Raw genomic sequence first — 19,461 nt, 5'->3', positions numbered from 1 at the left:
TTATCGCCACAGCCGAAACCTAGCGAAGTGAAAATTAACCCTTTTATAATGTTTTTATAGATGGTTTGCATAATGCTTAATTAAAAATGTTCGTACCGGTAACGTAGTTTAGTTCCTCTCTTGAGCTCATTCTTTCGAACTGGAGTTGATTTATTTGAAGGACGTTAGCCTTATAAGATTCATATAGATCGATAAATTCGATCAGGTTGATATTTCGCTCCCTTAAGTTTTTAATTAAACCGCTGGCAATTTTATTGTAGTCGTTACTAAAAGAGGAATCGATTTCTGCCAGGAGTTTCTCATTTCTGATGGCTGTTCGATAGCTATTAAAGACCTCATTTGATAAGATTAGTTCTTGCTTTTGAAGGTTTGAAGCAGCGATATCGATTCCTACTCTGGCCTTTTTAATTTCGCCCTGGTTTCTGTCAAAAAGCGGAAGGGGAATTTTTAAACCGATACCAGTATATTTTTCAGGATAATTTCCTTTTAAATCGTACGCCAGGGAGATTTCGACATCAGGTATTGCCATTGCTTTTTGCAATTTTAAGTTGAGTTCGTTGTACTCTAAATAAGTTTTTGCCAGTGTCAAATCTGCCCGGTTTGTTCTTGCGGAATCAAGTAGATTTGCATAGGGAATTTCATCTATCGAAATATTTTTCATTTCATTTAACCGAATCGCTAGAAGTAAATTTGAGTTAGGATTCAGCCCACATAATAATCTTAAATCACGGTACTGATCTTCTAATTCATTTAAAAGATTTGCCTGTTCAGCTTTTAAACCGATCAATAAAGATTTAATCCTGGTCACATCTTTTAAGGCTATATTTCCGGCTTTCAATTGAATTTCATAAGCACTTAGCAAACCTTCGGTTGACTTAATCTGATCTTCGTAAACCTTAACTGATTGAGCGGCGAAGTAGGTTTTATAGAAGGTGTTGCGTAATTCGAATTTCAGGGTTCGCACCAAATCAAAGTATTCCAGTTCGGCCAGTTTTATACCTGTTTGTGCTAGTTTGATTTTTTTATTACGCTTGCCAGCGAGCTTAATAAGTTGTGAAATTGAACCTGCATACTGACCAAACGCATAAGAAGTTTGAAGAAATTTTTTGGTTTGGTGGTTGTAGAAAAGATTTTCGTATTCGAATTCTGGATTATCGAAAAGCTTAGCGGTAATCACCTGGGCTTTCGCCTGATTAATTTGGTAATTGCTGGCCAATAGATCGAAATTATTTTTTAAAAAAAGAATTTCAGCTTGTTTTAAATTAAGGCTCAAGGAATCGCTTTGTGCAAAACTTGATTTAGTGGTAGTGGCTAATGCAATAATTAGAAAAGCACTTATTCTTATCATACGGCAAAACTATTCCTGCCGGGTTAAACACGAATTAAATCGGAATTAAAAGCAGATTAAAATTCGGGGATTGATACGATAAATGTGTTTGGAGCTTCGATTGATGACGCTATTTCTATTTTTCCATTAAATAAACTGATTATTTTATGGGCCATATATAGCCCCATTCCTTCGCCAGAATGGCCAGCCTCGGCAGATCGGCTGTAGAAAGGTTTGAAGACTTCATCATGCGCTGACAATGGAATTCCAGGACCTTGATCTGTTATATTAATTAAAAAGTTTTCGTCTGATTTCGCTAATCTGCAGATTACTATTTGATTATTTGAAAATTTAAAAGCATTGGAGAAAATATTATCTAGTGCAATTTGTAGCAAAGTTTCGTTGGCAAAAACAAACAGATCATTTTGCCCTAAATCATTCAAAATTTCAATACCTAAATTTTTGTGTTGTTTCCAGTCTGCCTGGATTTTACGCAAAATTTGATACAAGTTGATAGAGGAAAGTTGGGAGTTGATCAATTCCATATCCATTTTTGCCATCGCCAGCAGTCCAGTTATGATGCTATCCATCTTTTCTGCGTCTTCGATAACTGAATGAATTACTTCTTTATAAGTATTTACATCACGATCTTTTGATAAGGCCAGCTCTGATGCCATCATCATCCTGGTAACTGGCGTTCTAAGCTCATGTGAGGCATTGGCAACGAAGGTTTTTTGAAGAACAAAAGCTTGTTCTAATTCATTCATTAACTGATTAAAACTCTTTGCAATGAGACTGATTTCATCTTTTGCACTGCTTTCCTCCACCCTGAATTCCATGTTTTTATGCCCAATTTGTTGCACTCCTATCATAAATTTGTTCAATGGCTTTAGCATCTCTGCTGCAATCCACCTGCTTAATAGTAATACTGCGAACGAAATTGCCACGAAAACGAAGATCATAATCTTCAATAATTTCGATAACCTGTTTTGCGAACCCTGATCAATTGCGGATGCAAGTATGACAAAATCGCCTTGGTTATCCTTATAATAAATGCCTACAACCTGCCTTTCGCCATCGCTAAATTGAAGGTGTTTTTGTTTTCTAACGTGTTCTATTGTCATTCTAGTCCAATATCGGGAAGAATCGTCAATGAAAGTCGCCTGGTCTTTATAGTCGTAAATTCTGGTTACTTCTCCACTAAGCTTTTGCAAATACTCATGGCGAACATCGGTTAAAGCTTCTATGCTAATTTCGTCAGCCTCTAGGTAAAGTTTAGCAGTTACCATACTTCTATCCGTTAAGCGCTCAAAAAAATCAGCTTTTAAAAATTCCATGAAGGTTAAGTAGACCATGCAAAGGACAAAAAGCAGCATAGATGTACTAATCAACGTAAAATAAAGCGCTATGCGGTCTTTTATTTTCATTATTTAAGGATGTAGCCCATATTAATTTTTGTATGAATGAGCTTCCGTTCAAATCCTTTTTCAATCTTTTTACGAAGAAAATTAATGTAAACATCAATAACATTGGTTCCGGTCTCGAAGTTGATATCCCAGGCCTGTTCTGCTATATACTGCCGGGGCAATAAACGATTGGGGTTTTTTAAGAACAGCTCAAGCAAAACAAATTCTTTTGCGCTTAGTTCAATGGTTTGCCCTGCTCTTGTAACCTCTTTACTACTCATATTCATTACTAAATCTTCAAAGATAAGTTCTTGTTTGTTAGTGAATACAACAGGGTTTTGCCGCCTTAAAAGCGCTGAAACTCGAGCTAGAAGTTCTTTTAAGTGAAATGGCTTAACCAGGTAATCATCAGCACCTGCATCTAAACCAGCTACTTTGTCATCAATAGTACCCATAGCTGTTAGCATTAAAATGGGCGTTTGATTATCAGTTTCACGTAGCCTTTTGCAAATCTGAATACCACTTAAACCAGGCATCATAATGTCGATAATCAGGAGATTATAAGCGTTTTCTGAAAAAACAGTAAGCGCATCGATTCCATTTGAAACGTTTTGAACCTGATAGCCATTTTCTTCCAGTGCAGATTTCAATAAACCGGCAATTTTCTGATCGTCTTCAGCAATTCCTATTTTAAGCATTTACAAAAATAGGCATCTCATCTTAAATTGAGATTAAAATTAGCCCACCCTTAACAATCTTATATTAAAAGTAAGCATATTTGTTCGCTAACTATTTTCGAAGAAAATTGAGCACTATATTTCAAATGCATGTCCGACGGTCAGTATTGATTGTCTCGTCCTGCTATAGCTTGTCATTAAAAACTGAAAAATTGCAACAAAAAGCAAAGACAAAACAAAAATCCCAACTAGAAAACCTAGGGGACGGTTAAGCGATGATCTGAAAGAGAAAATCATTTGCGAGATCAAATCCGGTATGCTCAGTCAGCGAGTAGCTGGACGCAAATATGGCTTACCTTCAAGTACCATTGCCAAATGGATGGAGAAGCATAATTTGGCTATCTTAGTCCATTCTAAAACATCTTATGAACTTTCAGCGATGGACAAAAACCAAGAGACAAAACTTCTTAAGAAAAAGATCGATGAGCTAACAAAAGCTTTGGCTGATGCCCAGCTGAGAAATGTTGGATTAGAGACTATGATTGAGACAAAACTTCTTAAGAAAAAGATCGATGAGCTAACAAAAGCTTTGGCTGATGCCCAGCTGAGAAATGTTGGATTAGAGACTATGATTGAGGTTGCGGGAAGCGAACTTAAGATTAATATTAGAAAAAAGCGTGGTACCAAACGGTCCTAAGGATGCAGCAAAAACTACCGGATAAGCGTCTGGTTGAATTTTGTGCACTGTTTGGTGATTGATGCAGGGCTCCTAGCTTGAACTTTTCCCGACTGGCCGGAACCTTTATAATCCAGACAGGTTCAGGGACAACGCCCTTTTCTTTCCGGAATCCAAGAAGGCATATCAGAAACTATTATCTCTCGGATGGACAGATGCAATAATAACCCTGTATCCCGATGAAATTATATATACCCTTTAAGATTATCTCCGGAATGCATTTGGAACAAATGCTGGTTTGAGATTGGACCATTTCTTACTGTCTACAGATTTAAAAGGAAGTTTGGTTGATGGCGGCGTTGAGGCATGCTAGAGGATGGAAAGGAGCCAGCGATCATTGCCCGGTTTGGATTGAAATCTAATCTATGTATATCAAAACATCAAATTGTATTTTGGTTAGTATTAGCAACTTCCAAAATTACTTTAACATCAAAATAGTTTTCATCTTTCTTACCATAAGTCATTGAAAACTTATCACCATAAGCCAAACCTAATCGCTTTTCAATATTCTCCATTCCTTTATTAAAACCTGAATGGTGGATCCTGGTGTTGATTAAATTAGAAGTACTTATTGACAATTCGTTATTACTCAATTTAATATCTAAAAATCCAGGTTGGTTTGGCTTTTGTAAATTTCCATGCTTAAGCATGTTTTCTAACAATGTAATTATGACCAATGGTATAAAGCGAAAATTCTTAACTTCTTCTGGGTAACAAAGATTGATATACTGTTCCTTGTCTTTCCTTATTTTATTAAGGGATATGAGGTTATCAATTTGACGGAGTTCCTCCTCCAGCTTGGGAAATTCTTCAGGGGATTCCTTCGTTTCAAGACTAAACCGCATCAATTCAGCCAAATTAAGAACAGCTTCTCCGGCGTCCTCATTAAATTTTCGAATGCTATCATATAAAAAGCTCAATGTGTTGAATAATAAATGTGGATTGATTTGGGCTCGCAAATAATCATACTTCGCAACATGCAATTCATTTTGCATCTCTTTATTTTTCAAATCGTTTAGATATTCCATTCTTTCTGAATGTTCTCTTTTTAAACGTTCCTCTTTGAAACGCAAGAATAAAAAGTAAAAGCAGGAAAGAACAATAAAAAATAAACCTCTCCAGAGCGATTTAAAAAAACTTTTATGGTTAGTGATAATTGTTGGGATGTTAAATCCTTTATGAGTTCCTTCCAGTAGGTAATTAAGATAAGACCTGAAAAAAATATATAAGCCGATTTGAATTATCATGAGGATGATTACCCTTGTCCAGGGTTTTGGCTTCGTAAAACTCTTCTTAAGCACAAAATGCGCATTCGTATAAAATAGAATAATATTAAGAATATAATGGAGGGCATAATTCAAAGCTTTTCCAAAAAAGCCCACTGAAAGTCCGATCAGTACGACCTCTAATGTTATGAATATCGCCCATCCAATTAGGTGCAAGCGCTGCACTTTTCCCCATTCGAAAATTTTCTTAGTCATGCTATAATTGCTCTTGGTGTAACCTCATTTTATCGCGGTGTAATAACTTTTTTTACGCTAAATAATGGCTCTAGTTTCAAAATAAAAACATGAAACAGAACCCTAAAAAACTGGTCAAAAAAACAGTATTTGTTTTTAGATCGCAGCAAACAATTCGAAGGTCCGAAACTGATCCGACTACTTCCAGCATCATCATTATTTCCAATGAAACGTTGATTAGCCATCGTTGAGTGTTGGTTTCAGATTTGAATCCTTAAGACTTCCGGCCGGATCTTAATGTTTTATTTTCAGAAAATTCAATAAAACCTTGCTTATAGTTGTTGCCCATCGGAATGATATGTGCTCCAAGCTTTAATGTGTTCCCAGCTATTTTTTCAACCCTTTCTTCATTTACGAAATAACTGCGGTGAACTCTGTAGAACAATGTGCCCCAAAACTCCTTTTCAACTTCCTTCATTGTCAAATAAACGGTGTAATCTTCATCCTCAGTGACAATTTTCATATAGTTTTTCAAGCTTTCGAAAAATAATATTTTAGATTTCTTTATCTTCAGTTTCTGTCCCCTTTCGCCGATGCTGACATAGAAATATTTTTTTTGGGCAATCCGTATCCCTTCAATTCTTTTTCTTTCCGCATCTAAAATGTCCCAAACGGTTTTAATGAATTTCGGTTTTGAGATTGGCTTAACCAGATACCGAGATGCATTTACTTCAAATGCTTCTATTGCATATTTTGTAAATGCTGTAGTGAAGACGATAAATCGAGACCGATTGACTAATTTTTTTGCAAGCTCAATGCCGGTAATTTCTGGCATGTCTATATCCAAAAAAATAAAGTCTATTTTGTCTCTGATACTGATTCCTGATAGTGCAATAAGAGGATCAAGAAAAGTCTTGACTAATTTTAGGTTGGGGTTCGTCTCAATGTAATCTGAGAGAATCGAGATTGAATGTTTTTCATCGTCGATTACGACGCAACGAAGTTGTTCCATATGTCAAAGTTTAGGGTAATCTCAAAAATGATCCCTCAATTACTTTGCATATCCAAATTAACTTTTTTCTTTTGGTTCGATTTTAATCACCTCAGTGGATTTCTTTTGGGATAGGGAACCATCCTTGTTAATTTTGTTTGTCCTCCTTAAAGTTAAAATAACCATGTCATATTTTGGTTGCTCTAAGGGGAGGATATCTTGTATTGTGCAATTGAGAGCGCTTGCTAACAAGTTAATATGTCTGATACTGTATTTTGCTCTTTCAGTATAAAGTTCAACTTTTCCTACAAAACCTTCCGACAAACCCATCTTTTGGGTTAGTGAAACCTGAGATAAACCAAACTTTGTCCTTAAGTTTCTTACATTAACGATAATCAAATAATCCAAATGAGAAATTTCTATGGTAACAATTTCATGGTCGGAATTTCGGCTCTGCATTATAATGCAAGGAACAATAAAATGAAATTTTTATCACAGGTGCATGTGGAAGTAAACTTTTTTATTTATATTTACGTAATAAAATTTATTGTTGGTTAAAAGACATTTAACCACAAGATTTGATTTTTTATTACCGAAAAACCTTGTGACGAAAAGTAGGACGTTTGAACACAAGCAGTAGGTGAAAACTCAAATCCTGTGCTATCTTTGCATAGCATAAGGACTTGGGTCGCCTGCTATTCTGTGTTCGGCCGCTGCGAAGCGGTTGGTGGTCCTACACCTTCGTCTCAGAAAAGCTAAGGGCGACCCTTTTTATTTTCTAAAGGTTTTTTGGTACAAACCAAAAAACGTGAGACATCAACTGAAATTTTTTTATTTATCTACACTTTTCCATAGGAGAGGTTTGGAGAAATATGTTCTAAATTTCAAGACGAACAAATTTGTTTATCATGGTTTTGCGTTAATAATTCTAATTAGCCTTGTCATCTGTTCTCCTGAATAGAAGGCCAGGCTAAGGCAGGTTACCCCCTACAGTTAATGATAGAAAATAGGTTCTTTAATAATGCGCCTGCCTTAGTTTTCTTCACTATTTGAGATTCCTCATTTAATTTTCCGATCAACTAACTTTAACCAACAAACAATGAAAAAAACGATATTTTTTATCGCTAGGGCACTGCCATGGCTTTTTTTTGGAATCGACCTTATCAAGAAACCCAAGATATATGATCCCTTTTTTTACGGAAATTCAAGCGTAAGCTGTTTTCAATTGGATGGTCAGACAACAAGGAATGTTGCTAAATTGGCCAATAGAGAGATAAATCTAGAAAGACTACTTAGAAAGAAAATCATTCGGTTAACCACGGTTTTATTTTTCTTCTCAACTACTCTATTCGCACAGGCGAAGGCAACGAGCTACCAACTCGCAATCAACGATAAAGTACCTAATCTTACCCTTTCTCAAATCCTAAATTTTAACCAAAAAAGCGCTGAATTTTCAAGCTTTAGAAATAAAGCACTCGTCCTTGATTTTTGGGCGACATACTGCTCGCCGTGCATAGCTGAATTTCCGAAAATGGATGCTATGCAAAAAAAATATGGTAAAAATATTCAGTTTTTACTAATGAATACTTATGCAAGTGATACTGTAGAAGTTCTAGAAAAATTTTTAGCTGTGCAAAGAGCAAAGATTAAAGACTTCGCTTTACCCATAGTGCTCAACAGCGCTGAAATAAAGAACGTTTTTCCAATCAATACGATGCCCCACTATATCTGGATTGGTGCGGATGGACGTATTAAAGCGATTACCCGTGCGGAACAACTTACAGAAGAAAACGTCTCGCGACTTATTGCGGGTTTGAATCCTAACCTAAAAACTAAAAAAGATTAATATGATGGCAAATCAGTTCAACACTAGAAAAGTGAAGTGGAATTTTCTACTGTTTTGTATGGCTCTGATAATCATTATCCTCTCTGCAATAACAGCTTTTGCTCAGGAAGCAAATGTGTTAAAAGGGAAGGTTACTGACTTTGATGGAAATGTAATCCCGGCCAGCGTTCGTTCCAGAAAGAATATGACAATAGTTGATGAGGCTGGAAATTTTACTTTAGGAAAAGTAAACCCTGGAGATACAATTCGTATTACTGCAACTGGATATAAAACAATTTTCAGGATTTATTCAATAAATGAAAAATTCATTTCAGTTAAAATGACGGATGAATCCCAGCAGTTAGAGGAGGTCACCGTTCAGACAGGTTACCAAACATTGAAACCCAATGAAGTTAATGGAACAATATCCTCGATTAGTGAGAAAGCGCTGGGAGAACGTACAGGGTCGAATATTTTAGAAAGGTTAATTGGTCAAAGTAGCGGATTAATGCTGCAGGCAGGAAAGAGTAATAACAATCCGCAAAATAAGACCAATATTTCGGTACGTGGTCTTGGAACAATCAATGGTCCGCTAGATCCGCTCATCGTATTGGATGGTTATATATATGAGGGGGATATCTCTAATATTAACCCCAATGATGTAGAAAATGTATCTGTATTGAAAGATGCAGCAGCTGCATCAATTTGGGGTGCAAGGGCTGGTAATGGTGTAATCGTGATTACAACCAAGAGAGGCAGGCAGAACCAGCCTATGCAAATTGCCTTTAGCGCAAATGTATTAGTACAGGATTTACCAAGATTTAATTCGATTAGGCAAATGAATAGCAGCGATTATATCGCTTTTGAAAAACAACTTTTCGAATCGGGCTACTTTAATGATCGGATATCAACCACACCATGGTTGGCACTAACCCCTGTGGTAGAAGTTCTTCTAGCAAGAAGAAACGGGCAGATCTCGCAGTCAACGGCTGATGATCGAATAAATTTATTAGCGGGAAATAATACACAACAATCCTACCTGGACAATTTCTACACTCATGGGATTCTCCAACAGTATAGTTTAAATCTTAAAGGCGGGAGTGACCGGAATACCTATTTGCTTTCGGCAGCTTACGATCAAAATAGGGGGGAAGTCTACAATACCTCGGGGAAATTAAACCTGCATTTTGCCAATGATTTTAAGGTGCTGGAAAAATTAAATCTAAGCACTAATGTTTATTATACAAATTTTACTGGAAAGACTGGCCGCCCGGCATATAGTTATCTTAGCTCTGGGGGAAGGTATCCGCCGTATCTGAATTTTGCACAAACTGGAGGACTTGCTACGGAGTTTCGTTCAGCATATACAGATACACTGGCGAAAGGTAAACTTTTAGACTGGAAATTTTATCCCACAGAAGATTATAAACATGACTATACCGATTCCCGCTCTCAGGACTTATATGCGAATGTCGGACTTAGGTATCAAATTGTAAAAGGGTTAAACTTCCAGGTAAATTATCAATATCAACGGCAGAGTTCCGATACTGAGCGTACTTCCGATGAACAAAGTTATGCAGCAAGAAATCTGATCAACTCTTTTAGCCAGGTAAACGCATCAACGGGTGTAATAACTTATCCTGTGCCAAGAGGCGGAATTCTGAATTCTTCTTCTTCAGTAGTAAATTCCCAAACTGGAAGAGCGCAATTGAACTATAACAATGTTTTTGGATTGCATAGTATCACTGCGATTTTGGGTGCTGAGGCAAGAAGTGCAAATACTTCTTCCCAAGGAAGTAGAAGATTAGGGTATCAATCTGACCCCCTATATTTTACGCCCGTCGACGAGGTGGGACTTTACCGACAATACCTTACGGGGTTCACAAGTCAGATTAGTAGCGTGAATACTTTAACTCAGACCGCATACCGTTTTATAAGTACATATGCCAATTTCGCCTATTCGTTTAAAGGACGTTACCTTTTATCGGGAAGCATAAGGCGTGACGGTTCAAATATTTTTGGTGCTGATATAAATGATAAATGGAAGCCCCTATGGTCGACAGGCCTTGGATGGAAAATTTCAGATGAATCTTTCTATAATTTAAAATGGCTGCCCGTTCTGCGGCTAACTACTACATTTGGCTATAGTGGCAATGTAGACCTGACGAAAACGGCGTCCCCAATCGCCACCTATGGCACGAATGCTTTAACTGGATTTCCAATCACTAGAATAAACGCGATAAACAATCCAGATTTGAAATGGGAACAGCTTTCCCAAGTCGATGTGAAATTGGATTTTGAACTTCCAAAGCAAGTTCTGACCGGATCATTTTCTTATTACGTCAAAAAAGGAACGGATTTATACGGTATAGCGGGCTATGATTATACTGCATGGGGTGCTCGCGATGTGATCACAAAAAATGTTGCTAATATGAAGGGACAGGGTATTGACGTAGATCTTCATAGCAAAAATATAAAAACCGAGAATTTCAGTTGGGGAACTGATCTATATTTTAGTTATAACACAAGTAAAACAACCAAATATAATAGCAGGAACAATTCATCTGCATTTTACAATTTGCTTACTGCTGGAAATGTAATCACTCCTATCCAGGATTATCCGCTTTATGCCATTGCAGCATACAAATGGGGAGGGTTGGATAATAAAGGAAACCCTCAGGGCTTTCTCAATGGCAAGCTCAGTACTGACTACGAGGCCATCGCAGATGAGTCTTTTAACACTGGGAATAATGTTACCTTACTGGGATCTGCCAGTCCAACTTACTTTGGCTCTTTGATTAATACCTTTTATCTTAAAGGTTTTAGCTTATCGATGAACATCAATTACAAATTGGGCTACAAGGTGAGAAAACCAGCACTCGGTTACTCAATGCTAATAGAGAGCGGACAGGGAAACTATGAATATGAGTCCAGATGGCAAAAGCCTGGTGATGAGAATTTTACCAATGTTCCCTCGTTCATCTATCCGGCGCCAAGTGTTCGGGATGCATTTTATAGTAAATCTGAAATTAATGTGATGTCGGGAGACCACATTCGCCTTGATTATATTCGATTAGGTTATACTTTAAATACTGTTCAGTGGAAATTTCCATTTCGGAATCTTGAAGTATACGCAGGTTTACAAAATGTCGGAATACTCTGGAGAGCAAATCGTTTCGGCTACGATCCAGATTATTTAAATGTATTGCCACCATCACGCCAGCTCTCATTTGGTATAAAGGGAGCATTCTAAAACCATGATATAAAAAAAACATTATGAAGAAAAATAATATTGCAATAAGCATTGTACTCTGTGCTGCAATGCTACTCATCTTGAGCTGTGAGAAATATCTTGAGGTTAAATCGAATGCCAAATTGGTAATTCCTCATACTTTATCTGATGTGCAGGGACTTCTAGACGACGCCAACCTGATGAACCTTAAATTGACCCCCTCGTTTGGCGAAGCATCAAGCGACGATTTTTTTCTCCCATTGGCCAGTTACAATGCGCTTAGCGTAAGGGCTCAAGAAGCTTATATATGGAAGCCAACTGCTTACAGGTATGCCAATGACTGGAGCCTGGCGTACACATCAGTGTTCAACAGTAACCTTTGCTTGGAATTGTTGGAAAATATAGACAGAACGTCAGTGAACAGTTCTCAATGGGACAATGCGAAAGGAAGTGCCTTATTCTTCAGGTCCTTTTATTTTTTGATGTTGACCAATCAACATGGACTGGCCTTCGATGAAAAAACCTCTGGCAGTGATCTGGGTATTGCCCTTAGAACATCATCTAACTTTAACATTCCCTCGGTACGCTCTTCGGTAAGCGATTGTTACCAAAAAGTAATTGATGATGCGACTTTGGCACTGGCGTTGTTGCCCGACTATCCTCAACATGTGCTCAGACCATCTAAAGGAGCCGCGGCGGCCTTACTGTCAAGGTGTTATCTCTACCATCATGAATATGAGCTTTCGTTAAAATACACTTTGGAAGCACTAAAATTCAACAGCAAGCTAATGGACTACAATGGTGATAGTGATCTCCTGGCGCTGAGCAGTACAGTACCCATTAAAAAGTTTAATAAGGAGACGATTTGGTATGCAGAACTCTCCAGCAATTTTGGGGTTAATAATACCACAAATTCCAGAGTCGATACTACCTTGTATGCTAGCTATAACATAAATGACTTAAGAAGAACTGCATTTTTCAGGGCCTCTGCTCCATATCAGCAGTTCAAGGGAAATTATACTGCAAGCGGGACGGTTTATTTTTCAGGCCTTGCAACCGATGAGCTCTACCTCACCAGTGCCGAATGTAAAGCGTGGTTAAATGACCTGCCCGGGGCGATGGAGGTATTGAATGTTTTATTAAAGTCACGTTGGAGAAATACAGTGCCATTCTCACCTGTAACTGCGACGGATAAGTCTGATGCCATTAGAAAAATCCGTGAGGAAAGAAGGAAGGAGTTGTTGATGAGAGGTCTACGTTTTGCTGACCTTAAAAGATATAACAAAGAAGGAGCAAATATCATCCTCCAACGGGTCCTTGGAAGTCAGGTATTCACCCTTGCGCCAGATTCACGATATTATGCTTTGCCGTTGCCCACTGATATTATTGAATCTACTGGCATGTCGCAAAATTAAACTATAAGGGGGGTGTTCATTTCCCCCTCATAGTTTACCCTTAGGTTATTGGGCAGTTCTGTTTTCAATGTCCATGTCTCCATCATCACTCGATGTAACATAGGCTTTGGTAGCTGTGTAAGGCGCCGCTAATAAATTTAGGGATGGATCCAATGTTGGAGTTCCGCTTGTATTTACAAAAGCCTGATCAACGTGGATGATACATGCTTCTTGCTGAACTTGATTGCAACCCGCTGAGCTAGGACTGTAAATCCAGTTGGATTCTTTTTCAACCTCAGCCTGAGACTTATCGGTACTGTTATACCTAAAAGTATATTGAACCCTTTTACTGTCTGCTTTAAAAGCAGAACCACCAAATACTAATACTAATCCTAAAGCGGCGGCCATTAGGCCTTTGCTTACATTTTTTATTGCTGTATACATAATTTAAGGATGCTTTTTACTTTGAAAAAACAAGCGAAAAAGTTTGTTTAAGGTTTGGGCACCATGCCCAGGTTGATTGCGTTAATTTTTTTATAATTTATATTTACTCTTTGCCGCTTAACCTCCTTTCCTGTCTGGTGATTTTAATAAGACAACCCATATTTATAAAAAACAAAAGCATATTGAAATAGAGATGGCTTTTCCAGCTCATCTTGGAGATGAAGCCACCGCAGCTGCATGGAGCATTAGGAAAAACATGGGTCAGGATCAGTGTGATGTATATCGTAAATCCCAATATCAGAGTTAAGGAAAGCCAAAGCCCCCATTTGTGTTTATTAAAAATCAGCAGCGTAGCAGCGGTTAGCTCAAGAATCGGGACAAGAAAAGTCAGTAACTGCTGTATTGAATAAGGAAAGGGTTGCTCCTTCATCTGGAGCTGGTAAAGTTTTAGATCAGCGAGCTTTGCAAAAACTGCGTAAGACCATAGCAATGTTAACAGGAATATTCCAATGGTATTTAGATTTGATACCAAGCTTTTATAGCTTATATGTGTCCGTTTATGTGAATAAATATTTTCCATGTTTTGTTCATTAAAAACCCATCTGATTGTAGATTAAAGTTCGAAACAACAGAAATAATATTTACTACCCGAATTCGGCAATTTTTACTCTTTTTGCACCCCTTTGTAAAAGAAATATTGGTATATCTATCTGTCTAATAATGCGCTTGGTTACTATGTCATCTGCGATATTTCCTTTTTATTTTGAAGAGATATTTTGATTCGATTGCGAGAAGGGAAGCCAGAATCTTATGAATGGGAAGATTAATTAATTCTGGATACCTCGCTTGAAAATATAAAAATCTTGTTTCCGCATGTCTTATCCTCAGCATCTGCTCTCTCTGCGTAATTTCCTGGTAATGTTCCTCATAGATTTCCAGAAGTGCCATTAAAAATTGGGGATTTGCTTTGGCAAGTTCACTCCATTGGGATAGACTTATTGAATATCCGGTACTGTCTTTTAAAAAATTTACGTACTCATTTGTGTGACTGACAGAAAAAAACGAAGTAGTCGGAAAAATAAACCCAGTCTGTAATATCCAGGATGTATTTTCCTGCCCCTCGAAAATAAAATACCCTCTTGCAAGACCTTCTTCGATAAAATAAAGTTCCGGGTATGAATGATCTGGTGTACTAATAAGTAAGCCCTTATTAAAAGTTTTAGCAACAAAGATTTCCGCCAGTTGGCTTACAACAGGTTCGCTTGCATTTTGATGACTTCGCAGTTTTTCGATGAGTCGTTTCATTTGAATATGATTTAGGGTAAACTTTAAGGTGTGTCAAATATGTAATTACACATCAGGAATTTTATTGTTGCCCAATAGAAGTTCCAACTGTATGTTCAAATGCCAGGCGGTATATGAAAGATTCAAAAGGTACGCATCAGGGAATAATTTCATAAGATTCGAATAATGCTTTTCGCTAAACGCTACCAAATAAGAATCCTCCAAAAACTCTACATAAAGTTTAAATCTTGACCTTGGCATAACGTTTGGAAAATGGTATAGGAATTCTTCAGCTTTATAAGTTCTGATAACAATTTTTTCGTCATTATCCTTATCGATTGCCATTAGCTGTAATGACCCGCTTTGAATCAGGGGATAAAAGTTATAATCTTCTCTAGTCAGGAACACCGTCTGGCCACCCTTGTATGCGGTTCCTTTGGCTATGGTTGAGATGTATGCTTTGAGTCCAGGCGAGAGTGAATGAAATGCGTTTAGTTTTTGTGAATATTTTTCGACGTCCATAATCTTTTTAGGGATAAAGAACGGCAATTTGAAAACTTTGTCAAGTTGCAGAAATTTTATGGTCTTGCAACCCCTCATCAATTTGCAAGATTCGCAGTATTCTCACAATTTCAATATCTTTCCTGAGCTAATGCTAGCATTTCACTGAGCTTTGCGATCACTTTCTTGATATCCTCACTAGCATGATTATAGTGGGCGTTTCTAGCACTTTTTTCAGATATTGAATCGCGTTCCACCGTGCTGAAGTGTCTGGCAATATATTGGTGCGCGAATTTTGCCCTTTGCCATATTATTATACCGGTCTCCATCTGAAGGTGGACGAAAAAGGCCAGCTGTTTAACTGAAAAGGAAACTTTATAGTTTGCGTTCATAATTCCCGCTTCCTCAACTTCATGATTCACAAATTCCATAGCCCGGAGTAAAAGGAGTTCTTCTCGAAGGAATTTTTTTATAGTGCGCCGAATATCGGGTTTTCTTGTAAACTGGAGCATTTGGGTTTCTCTGTATAACACTCTTATCTCTTTCCGATAGGAACAGACTGCAGAAATTTTTTCCCCTAATGTTGTCTTATGCTCAATCTCTTTTGAAATATGCCGTTTAGCATAAAAAAATAAGTCAGGATGATTTATTCCAAGCCCCATTAGAATTTTTATAATGCGAAATTCATCAATCGAATCAAGCAACATAAGATCTTGATGGATTTTGTAGCAGGATTCTCTCCAAAATTTCAGATCTTGAAAACTGATTATCTGACTTATATCCAATACCGATCTTGTGACCTGCATCAGTTTAGCATCCAATTTCTTCTTTTCAAATTCTCCAATGATTAAGTTCAAATCATTCTCAATTTCGGAAATTTCGGACTCAATCATTTTTATAGGGACCCTGCCTTTATAGTCGAAGATCTCCGGAAAGATTTGTTTCATCCAGATTAGTAATTCTTCCATTATGTCCAGCAATGCTTCCAGAGTACTTATGATAATCTTGTGCTCCGGATCTTTTTCCCTAAGCTTTTTTTCTGTGCTAGTCTTATCCATTAAAAGGGTTAAGTTCTGTTGGTGAAAATTGAAATATGCTTTTGACTTTTCATGATTATTTAGTTCAACGGCCATATCCCTGAAGGATCTGGTCAGTCGGGAATGCTCCCGTTCCAGATTTTTTTTTGATTCCATTGCAAAATTTTTTGCAAAAGTTTTTTTCGTCTGCAGGCTGGTGAGATGTTCCTCAAAAAAAATAAATTGGTAATTCATAGCTGATTTTTAGCACAATTTATGACTGAATTTACCTGTCAAAAAGTTTTTTACACCGAGGCCTTTGGTGGTTACACGAATAGTTTGATTAGGCTGACAAACATATTCTCAAAAGTAAAATTTAACGGATATTGTCCTTAGAATTTATCTGCAAATAATGTATTCAAAGGGGGTTGATCAATTATGCAACTGATAGTTAACTTGATTTAGAGTGCGAATTGGCGCAACTTGCGAAAGTTCCTGTAGGATTATCGCAGGTTCAGTCAACCAACTTTTTACCTAAATCCTTCTCTATGCTAATCCAAACTTCTGAACAGCTTTATTTAGAAATGACCGCAAAACTGCATGCTGTAAAACAAGAACCCATCAGTGACCTAACCAGATTTTCATCCTCACTAGACATTATCGAAAAGGATATCACTCGTTTGAACACGTTGGTAAACCAATTGGGTTTCTCTTCTGAAATGGAAGAGATATTATTCTTTAAAGAACACAAACCGAAATTCTATTGCTGTAAAATTTTGATCGTGGAGCAATTCAATATTCTATCAAATATTCCGATTGATACGGACGAGGCAATTAGGAGTTATTATGTTCTGGAAATAGATTTCCTGAGAAGATACTTTGAGCAAAATAAATTCCTTTACCAATATTACCTCAACAATCAAACTGCCCTGGACCAGGAATATTTTCTCAGAAAAAACAAGCAGGGGATTCTTCCGGCGTTGAAATACGACGAATTTGATACCAATATAGATTATACTTTTGCAAAGTTCTGTGCATACGAGCAGCTACGAGAATTTTTGCTGACTTGGATTCGTTTGATTTATACCAATCCCGATTCCTCTCTCTATCACCTTCTTGCGAAAAATTCGGAGCTGAAATGGACCAATGACAAAGTTAATCTGGTTGAACTCGCCTATGGCGTATACTTTTTGGGTTCTTTAAACAATGGAAAAGCTGACATTTCCCAAGTCTTGGATATTCTTCAGCGAAGCTTGAATATAGACCTGGGTGTTGCCTACCGAAAATTCATCTATATATCCAGAAGGAAGAGCAAAGGGTATACAGTTTATCTTGGTGGTATGAGAAGTGCAATCAACAATCATATTAACAGTAAACAGCGCTTCAGTTAAGATGATTCTTCTGGGATTTGTCCAATAAATTCAATGTTAAACTATGTGTCCGGGAAGAAATTTTCAAAATTGTTTAGTAGTGAAAGTATAACACAAGTTGGAAAAAGTGTTAAAATCTTATTGCCAGGATTTGTAGAGATTTTAGCAAGTTCTAAAGTTTTGTCAATAATTTACTCTAGTATTTGAGGATTTTACGGCAATATCGGTTAAGCTACAGCATCTCCATTCCGAAAACCGTTGCAATTAAGCTACGTTAAAAGAATTAAAAAATCGTAACCACATTTTGAAAAGTGTCAAATGCTCGCAGCATACTTCCTGAATTTTGAGCCAACAAAAAAGTTGGTCTTTGACACTCAGGAATGAAACATTACCTATAAACTATGGCAATTTTGTGAAGCTTTGAGATCACGTCAGAGGTGATGGCGCATTTGCAGACGAGAGTCCGTTTGTATAAACTGAGGTTAGTAGTTCCGAATTGTTTAATATAGAGACACTTCTTTAAGGAAGGAAACCTGTGCGGAGAAAGTAAAGTGTTCCGTGCAGTTTCCACTGGTCTGAGCAGCAGTTTACTGATGAAAAAGTGAATCTAAATGAGTTGGAGCATTCACCGGTTGTTTTTGATTGAGAACGGGAAGGTCTGAATCAAAGAGCTTTTTGAGCAGATGTGGAGGTGTATGAAATTGATCTTGGGATACCCAAACGAACGCACTGATATGTTATCATCTTTTTGAAAAGTAGAATTTTAATGTCAATTATTATTATCATTTATCTCACTGGCTAATGGAAAATCTCCTCAATGCTATTTTACCTAAGGCCGGTTTAACCTAACCTGTAATTATATGCTAAAACAAAGATGTCAAGACCTGTATAAGAAGATGGAAAAGGATTTAGAAATGCTAAAAAGAGATCGGCTTTCAAAATCAATGATGTTGAAACAAGCGATGCTCACCGTTCAGCAATATCTGGACGATTTAAGGGGATTTGTCGAACATTACCAATTCACTGATAAAGAAGAAGAAATCTGGTTTTTTAAAGTCGAAAAGCCAAGGTTCGCCCGCTGGCTGATATTTTATTCAGAACTGCTTAACATAGATACTACAAAGCCCTTGGGAATAAATAATAAACTTAAAGATCATTACAATGAGCAGATACGCTATATCAACCGTTTTTATAGGACGCACGAATTTCAATATCAATATTACAGGTTAGGCACTGACGAACTCGACCACCTGTTTTTTCTCCGGGGAGCATCTTCAAAAGATATCCGCTTGAGTTCAGTGCCAAGAGTCGACCCCTCATTTGGTACTGGACACGAGTATCTTTTCTCCAGATTTATGGCTTTTGAAATGTTACAAGGGCATTTGAATGATCTGATGGTTGACCAACATCATTCTCTTGGTTCCAGGCAACCTGCAAATTTTGACACTGGGAAATTAAAATGGACCGGAGAAAGCCTTAATCTGATAGAGATTGTTTATGGACTATATAGTACAGGTCAGATCAACAATGGGAAAACGGAACTTTCTGAAATTGCTGAGGTTTTTCAGCGTGTTTTTCAGGTAAACCTAAACAGATATTATAGGCGTTTTGTTGAAATCAAACAGCGTAAAGGAATGAGCAAAACCAGGTTTTTGGATGAAATGCGTGAAGCATTGCGGAAAAAAATTGATGATGCAAACGGATTTACCACCCGGGAAGGTTAGAATAAGTCTTAAGCTGAAATTTGTAACCTTATTTTACCGAATGATGTAGCGACTTTGACATTACTTGCGTTTAT

General features: G+C 37.3%; 17 protein-coding genes. 6 read left to right on the top strand and 11 right to left on the bottom strand.

Annotated elements, in window-relative coordinates; genetic code table 11:
- Positions 1–76: 76 nt before the first annotated feature.
- Genes ASE74_RS15725 through ASE74_RS15715 form a run of 3 tightly spaced genes read right to left on the bottom strand, consistent with a single transcriptional unit; the run spans position 77 to position 3,431 of the window.
- Positions 77–1,348 (bottom strand): TolC family protein, encoded by a 1,272-nt coding sequence (locus tag ASE74_RS15725; RefSeq protein ID WP_055911049.1) that lies wholly within the window; start codon positions 1,346–1,348, stop codon positions 77–79.
- Positions 1,349–1,404: 56 nt separating this feature from the next.
- A complete protein-coding gene (locus ASE74_RS15720) occupies positions 1,405–2,754 on the bottom strand; it encodes a HAMP domain-containing sensor histidine kinase (protein WP_055911047.1) in 1,350 nt (449 codons plus the stop codon).
- On the bottom strand, positions 2,754–3,431 hold the full coding sequence (locus tag ASE74_RS15715) for a response regulator transcription factor (protein WP_055911045.1): 678 nt from the start codon (positions 3,429–3,431) through the stop codon (positions 2,754–2,756). The genes ASE74_RS15720 and ASE74_RS15715 overlap by 1 nt, the downstream gene beginning before the upstream one ends.
- Positions 3,432–3,726: 295 nt before the next feature.
- Here ASE74_RS15715 and ASE74_RS15710 point away from each other — a divergent pair, with 295 nt between their 5' ends.
- Positions 3,727–4,107, top strand: coding sequence for a hypothetical protein (locus ASE74_RS15710; RefSeq protein ID WP_055911043.1), 381 nt, complete (start codon positions 3,727–3,729; stop codon positions 4,105–4,107).
- A 419-nt stretch (positions 4,108–4,526) separates the two neighbouring features.
- On the opposite strand, the gene ASE74_RS15705 is transcribed toward ASE74_RS15710, so the two are convergent.
- The 3 genes from ASE74_RS15705 to ASE74_RS25490 all read right to left on the bottom strand — a co-directional run bounded on the left by ASE74_RS15705 (position 4,527) and on the right by ASE74_RS25490 (position 7,056).
- Complete coding sequence (locus tag ASE74_RS15705; RefSeq protein WP_055911041.1) at positions 4,527–5,627, bottom strand: sensor histidine kinase; 1,101 nt, start codon at positions 5,625–5,627, stop codon at positions 4,527–4,529.
- Positions 5,628–5,880: 253 nt separating this feature from the next.
- On the bottom strand, positions 5,881–6,618 hold the full coding sequence (locus ASE74_RS15700; RefSeq protein WP_055911039.1) for a LytTR family DNA-binding domain-containing protein: 738 nt from the start codon (positions 6,616–6,618) through the stop codon (positions 5,881–5,883).
- Positions 6,619–6,675: 57 nt separating this feature from the next.
- Entirely contained in the window at positions 6,676–7,056 is a 381-nt protein-coding gene (locus ASE74_RS25490) for a helix-turn-helix domain-containing protein (protein ID WP_055911037.1), read from the bottom strand.
- 640 nt (positions 7,057–7,696) lie between these two features.
- Between ASE74_RS25490 and ASE74_RS15690 the strand changes: the two genes are divergently transcribed.
- Genes ASE74_RS15690 through ASE74_RS15680 form a run of 3 tightly spaced genes read left to right on the top strand, consistent with a single transcriptional unit; the run spans position 7,697 to position 13,069 of the window.
- A complete protein-coding gene (locus tag ASE74_RS15690; RefSeq protein ID WP_055911035.1) occupies positions 7,697–8,443 on the top strand; it encodes a TlpA disulfide reductase family protein in 747 nt (248 codons plus the stop codon).
- Between the two features lies 1 nt (position 8,444).
- Positions 8,445–11,675, top strand: a complete 3,231-nt coding sequence (locus ASE74_RS15685) for a SusC/RagA family TonB-linked outer membrane protein (RefSeq protein ID WP_082458801.1) — start codon at positions 8,445–8,447, stop codon at positions 11,673–11,675.
- A gap of 23 nt (positions 11,676–11,698) precedes the next feature.
- Positions 11,699–13,069: a RagB/SusD family nutrient uptake outer membrane protein gene (locus ASE74_RS15680; RefSeq protein WP_082458800.1), complete on the top strand. Its 1,371-nt coding sequence runs from the start codon at positions 11,699–11,701 to the stop codon at positions 13,067–13,069.
- A gap of 45 nt (positions 13,070–13,114) precedes the next feature.
- Here ASE74_RS15680 and ASE74_RS15675 read toward each other — a convergent pair whose 3' ends face one another.
- The 5 genes from ASE74_RS15675 to ASE74_RS15655 form a co-directional block, all read right to left on the bottom strand.
- Positions 13,115–13,492, bottom strand: coding sequence for a hypothetical protein (locus ASE74_RS15675; RefSeq protein WP_055911030.1), 378 nt, complete (start codon positions 13,490–13,492; stop codon positions 13,115–13,117).
- Between the two features lie 103 nt (positions 13,493–13,595).
- Positions 13,596–14,072 (bottom strand): MauE/DoxX family redox-associated membrane protein, encoded by a 477-nt coding sequence (locus tag ASE74_RS15670; RefSeq protein WP_055911028.1) that lies wholly within the window; start codon positions 14,070–14,072, stop codon positions 13,596–13,598.
- Between the two features lie 158 nt (positions 14,073–14,230).
- Entirely contained in the window at positions 14,231–14,797 is a 567-nt protein-coding gene (locus ASE74_RS15665) for a Crp/Fnr family transcriptional regulator (RefSeq protein ID WP_055911026.1), read from the bottom strand.
- A gap of 45 nt (positions 14,798–14,842) precedes the next feature.
- On the bottom strand, positions 14,843–15,298 hold the full coding sequence (locus ASE74_RS15660; protein ID WP_157255449.1) for a hypothetical protein: 456 nt from the start codon (positions 15,296–15,298) through the stop codon (positions 14,843–14,845).
- 110 nt (positions 15,299–15,408) lie between these two features.
- Positions 15,409–16,548 carry a hypothetical protein gene (locus ASE74_RS15655; RefSeq protein ID WP_055911022.1) on the bottom strand — a complete coding sequence of 380 codons (1,140 nt, stop codon included), beginning with the start codon at positions 16,546–16,548 and terminating at the stop codon, positions 15,409–15,411.
- Positions 16,549–16,766: 218 nt separating this feature from the next.
- Between ASE74_RS15655 and ASE74_RS15650 the strand changes: the two genes are divergently transcribed.
- Positions 16,767–17,684, top strand: a complete 918-nt coding sequence (locus tag ASE74_RS15650) for an RteC domain-containing protein (RefSeq protein ID WP_235526115.1) — start codon at positions 16,767–16,769, stop codon at positions 17,682–17,684.
- 875 nt (positions 17,685–18,559) lie between these two features.
- Positions 18,560–19,387 carry an RteC domain-containing protein gene (locus ASE74_RS15645; protein ID WP_235526114.1) on the top strand — a complete coding sequence of 276 codons (828 nt, stop codon included), beginning with the start codon at positions 18,560–18,562 and terminating at the stop codon, positions 19,385–19,387.
- Positions 19,388–19,461: the final 74 nt, after the last annotated feature.

The organism is Pedobacter sp. Leaf216 (genome assembly GCF_001421515.1).
GTDB lineage: Bacteria > Bacteroidota > Bacteroidia > Sphingobacteriales > Sphingobacteriaceae > Pedobacter.
This window is presented reverse-complemented; position numbering and strand designations above follow the sequence as displayed.

What these genes read in the sequence shown, in the direction of transcription:
- ASE74_RS15725 (WP_055911049.1), bottom strand. Translation starts at nt 1,348, where the DNA reads ATGATAAGAATAAGTGCTTTTCTAATTATTGCATTAGCCACTACCACT.
- ASE74_RS15720 (WP_055911047.1), bottom strand. Translation starts at nt 2,754, where the DNA reads ATGAAAATAAAAGACCGCATAGCGCTTTATTTTACGTTGATTAGTACA.
- ASE74_RS15715 (WP_055911045.1), bottom strand. Translation starts at nt 3,431, where the DNA reads ATGCTTAAAATAGGAATTGCTGAAGACGATCAGAAAATTGCCGGTTTA.
- ASE74_RS15710 (WP_055911043.1), top strand. Translation starts at nt 3,727, where the DNA reads ATGCTCAGTCAGCGAGTAGCTGGACGCAAATATGGCTTACCTTCAAGT.
- ASE74_RS15705 (WP_055911041.1), bottom strand. Translation starts at nt 5,627, where the DNA reads ATGACTAAGAAAATTTTCGAATGGGGAAAAGTGCAGCGCTTGCACCTA.
- ASE74_RS15700 (WP_055911039.1), bottom strand. Translation starts at nt 6,618, where the DNA reads ATGGAACAACTTCGTTGCGTCGTAATCGACGATGAAAAACATTCAATC.
- ASE74_RS25490 (WP_055911037.1), bottom strand. Translation starts at nt 7,056, where the DNA reads ATGCAGAGCCGAAATTCCGACCATGAAATTGTTACCATAGAAATTTCT.
- ASE74_RS15690 (WP_055911035.1), top strand. Translation starts at nt 7,697, where the DNA reads ATGAAAAAAACGATATTTTTTATCGCTAGGGCACTGCCATGGCTTTTT.
- ASE74_RS15685 (WP_082458801.1), top strand. Translation starts at nt 8,445, where the DNA reads ATGATGGCAAATCAGTTCAACACTAGAAAAGTGAAGTGGAATTTTCTA.
- ASE74_RS15680 (WP_082458800.1), top strand. Translation starts at nt 11,699, where the DNA reads ATGAAGAAAAATAATATTGCAATAAGCATTGTACTCTGTGCTGCAATG.
- ASE74_RS15675 (WP_055911030.1), bottom strand. Translation starts at nt 13,492, where the DNA reads ATGTATACAGCAATAAAAAATGTAAGCAAAGGCCTAATGGCCGCCGCT.
- ASE74_RS15670 (WP_055911028.1), bottom strand. Translation starts at nt 14,072, where the DNA reads ATGGAAAATATTTATTCACATAAACGGACACATATAAGCTATAAAAGC.
- ASE74_RS15665 (WP_055911026.1), bottom strand. Translation starts at nt 14,797, where the DNA reads ATGAAACGACTCATCGAAAAACTGCGAAGTCATCAAAATGCAAGCGAA.
- ASE74_RS15660 (WP_157255449.1), bottom strand. Translation starts at nt 15,298, where the DNA reads ATGGACGTCGAAAAATATTCACAAAAACTAAACGCATTTCATTCACTC.
- ASE74_RS15655 (WP_055911022.1), bottom strand. Translation starts at nt 16,548, where the DNA reads ATGAATTACCAATTTATTTTTTTTGAGGAACATCTCACCAGCCTGCAG.
- ASE74_RS15645 (WP_235526114.1), top strand. Translation starts at nt 18,560, where the DNA reads ATGGAAAAGGATTTAGAAATGCTAAAAAGAGATCGGCTTTCAAAATCA.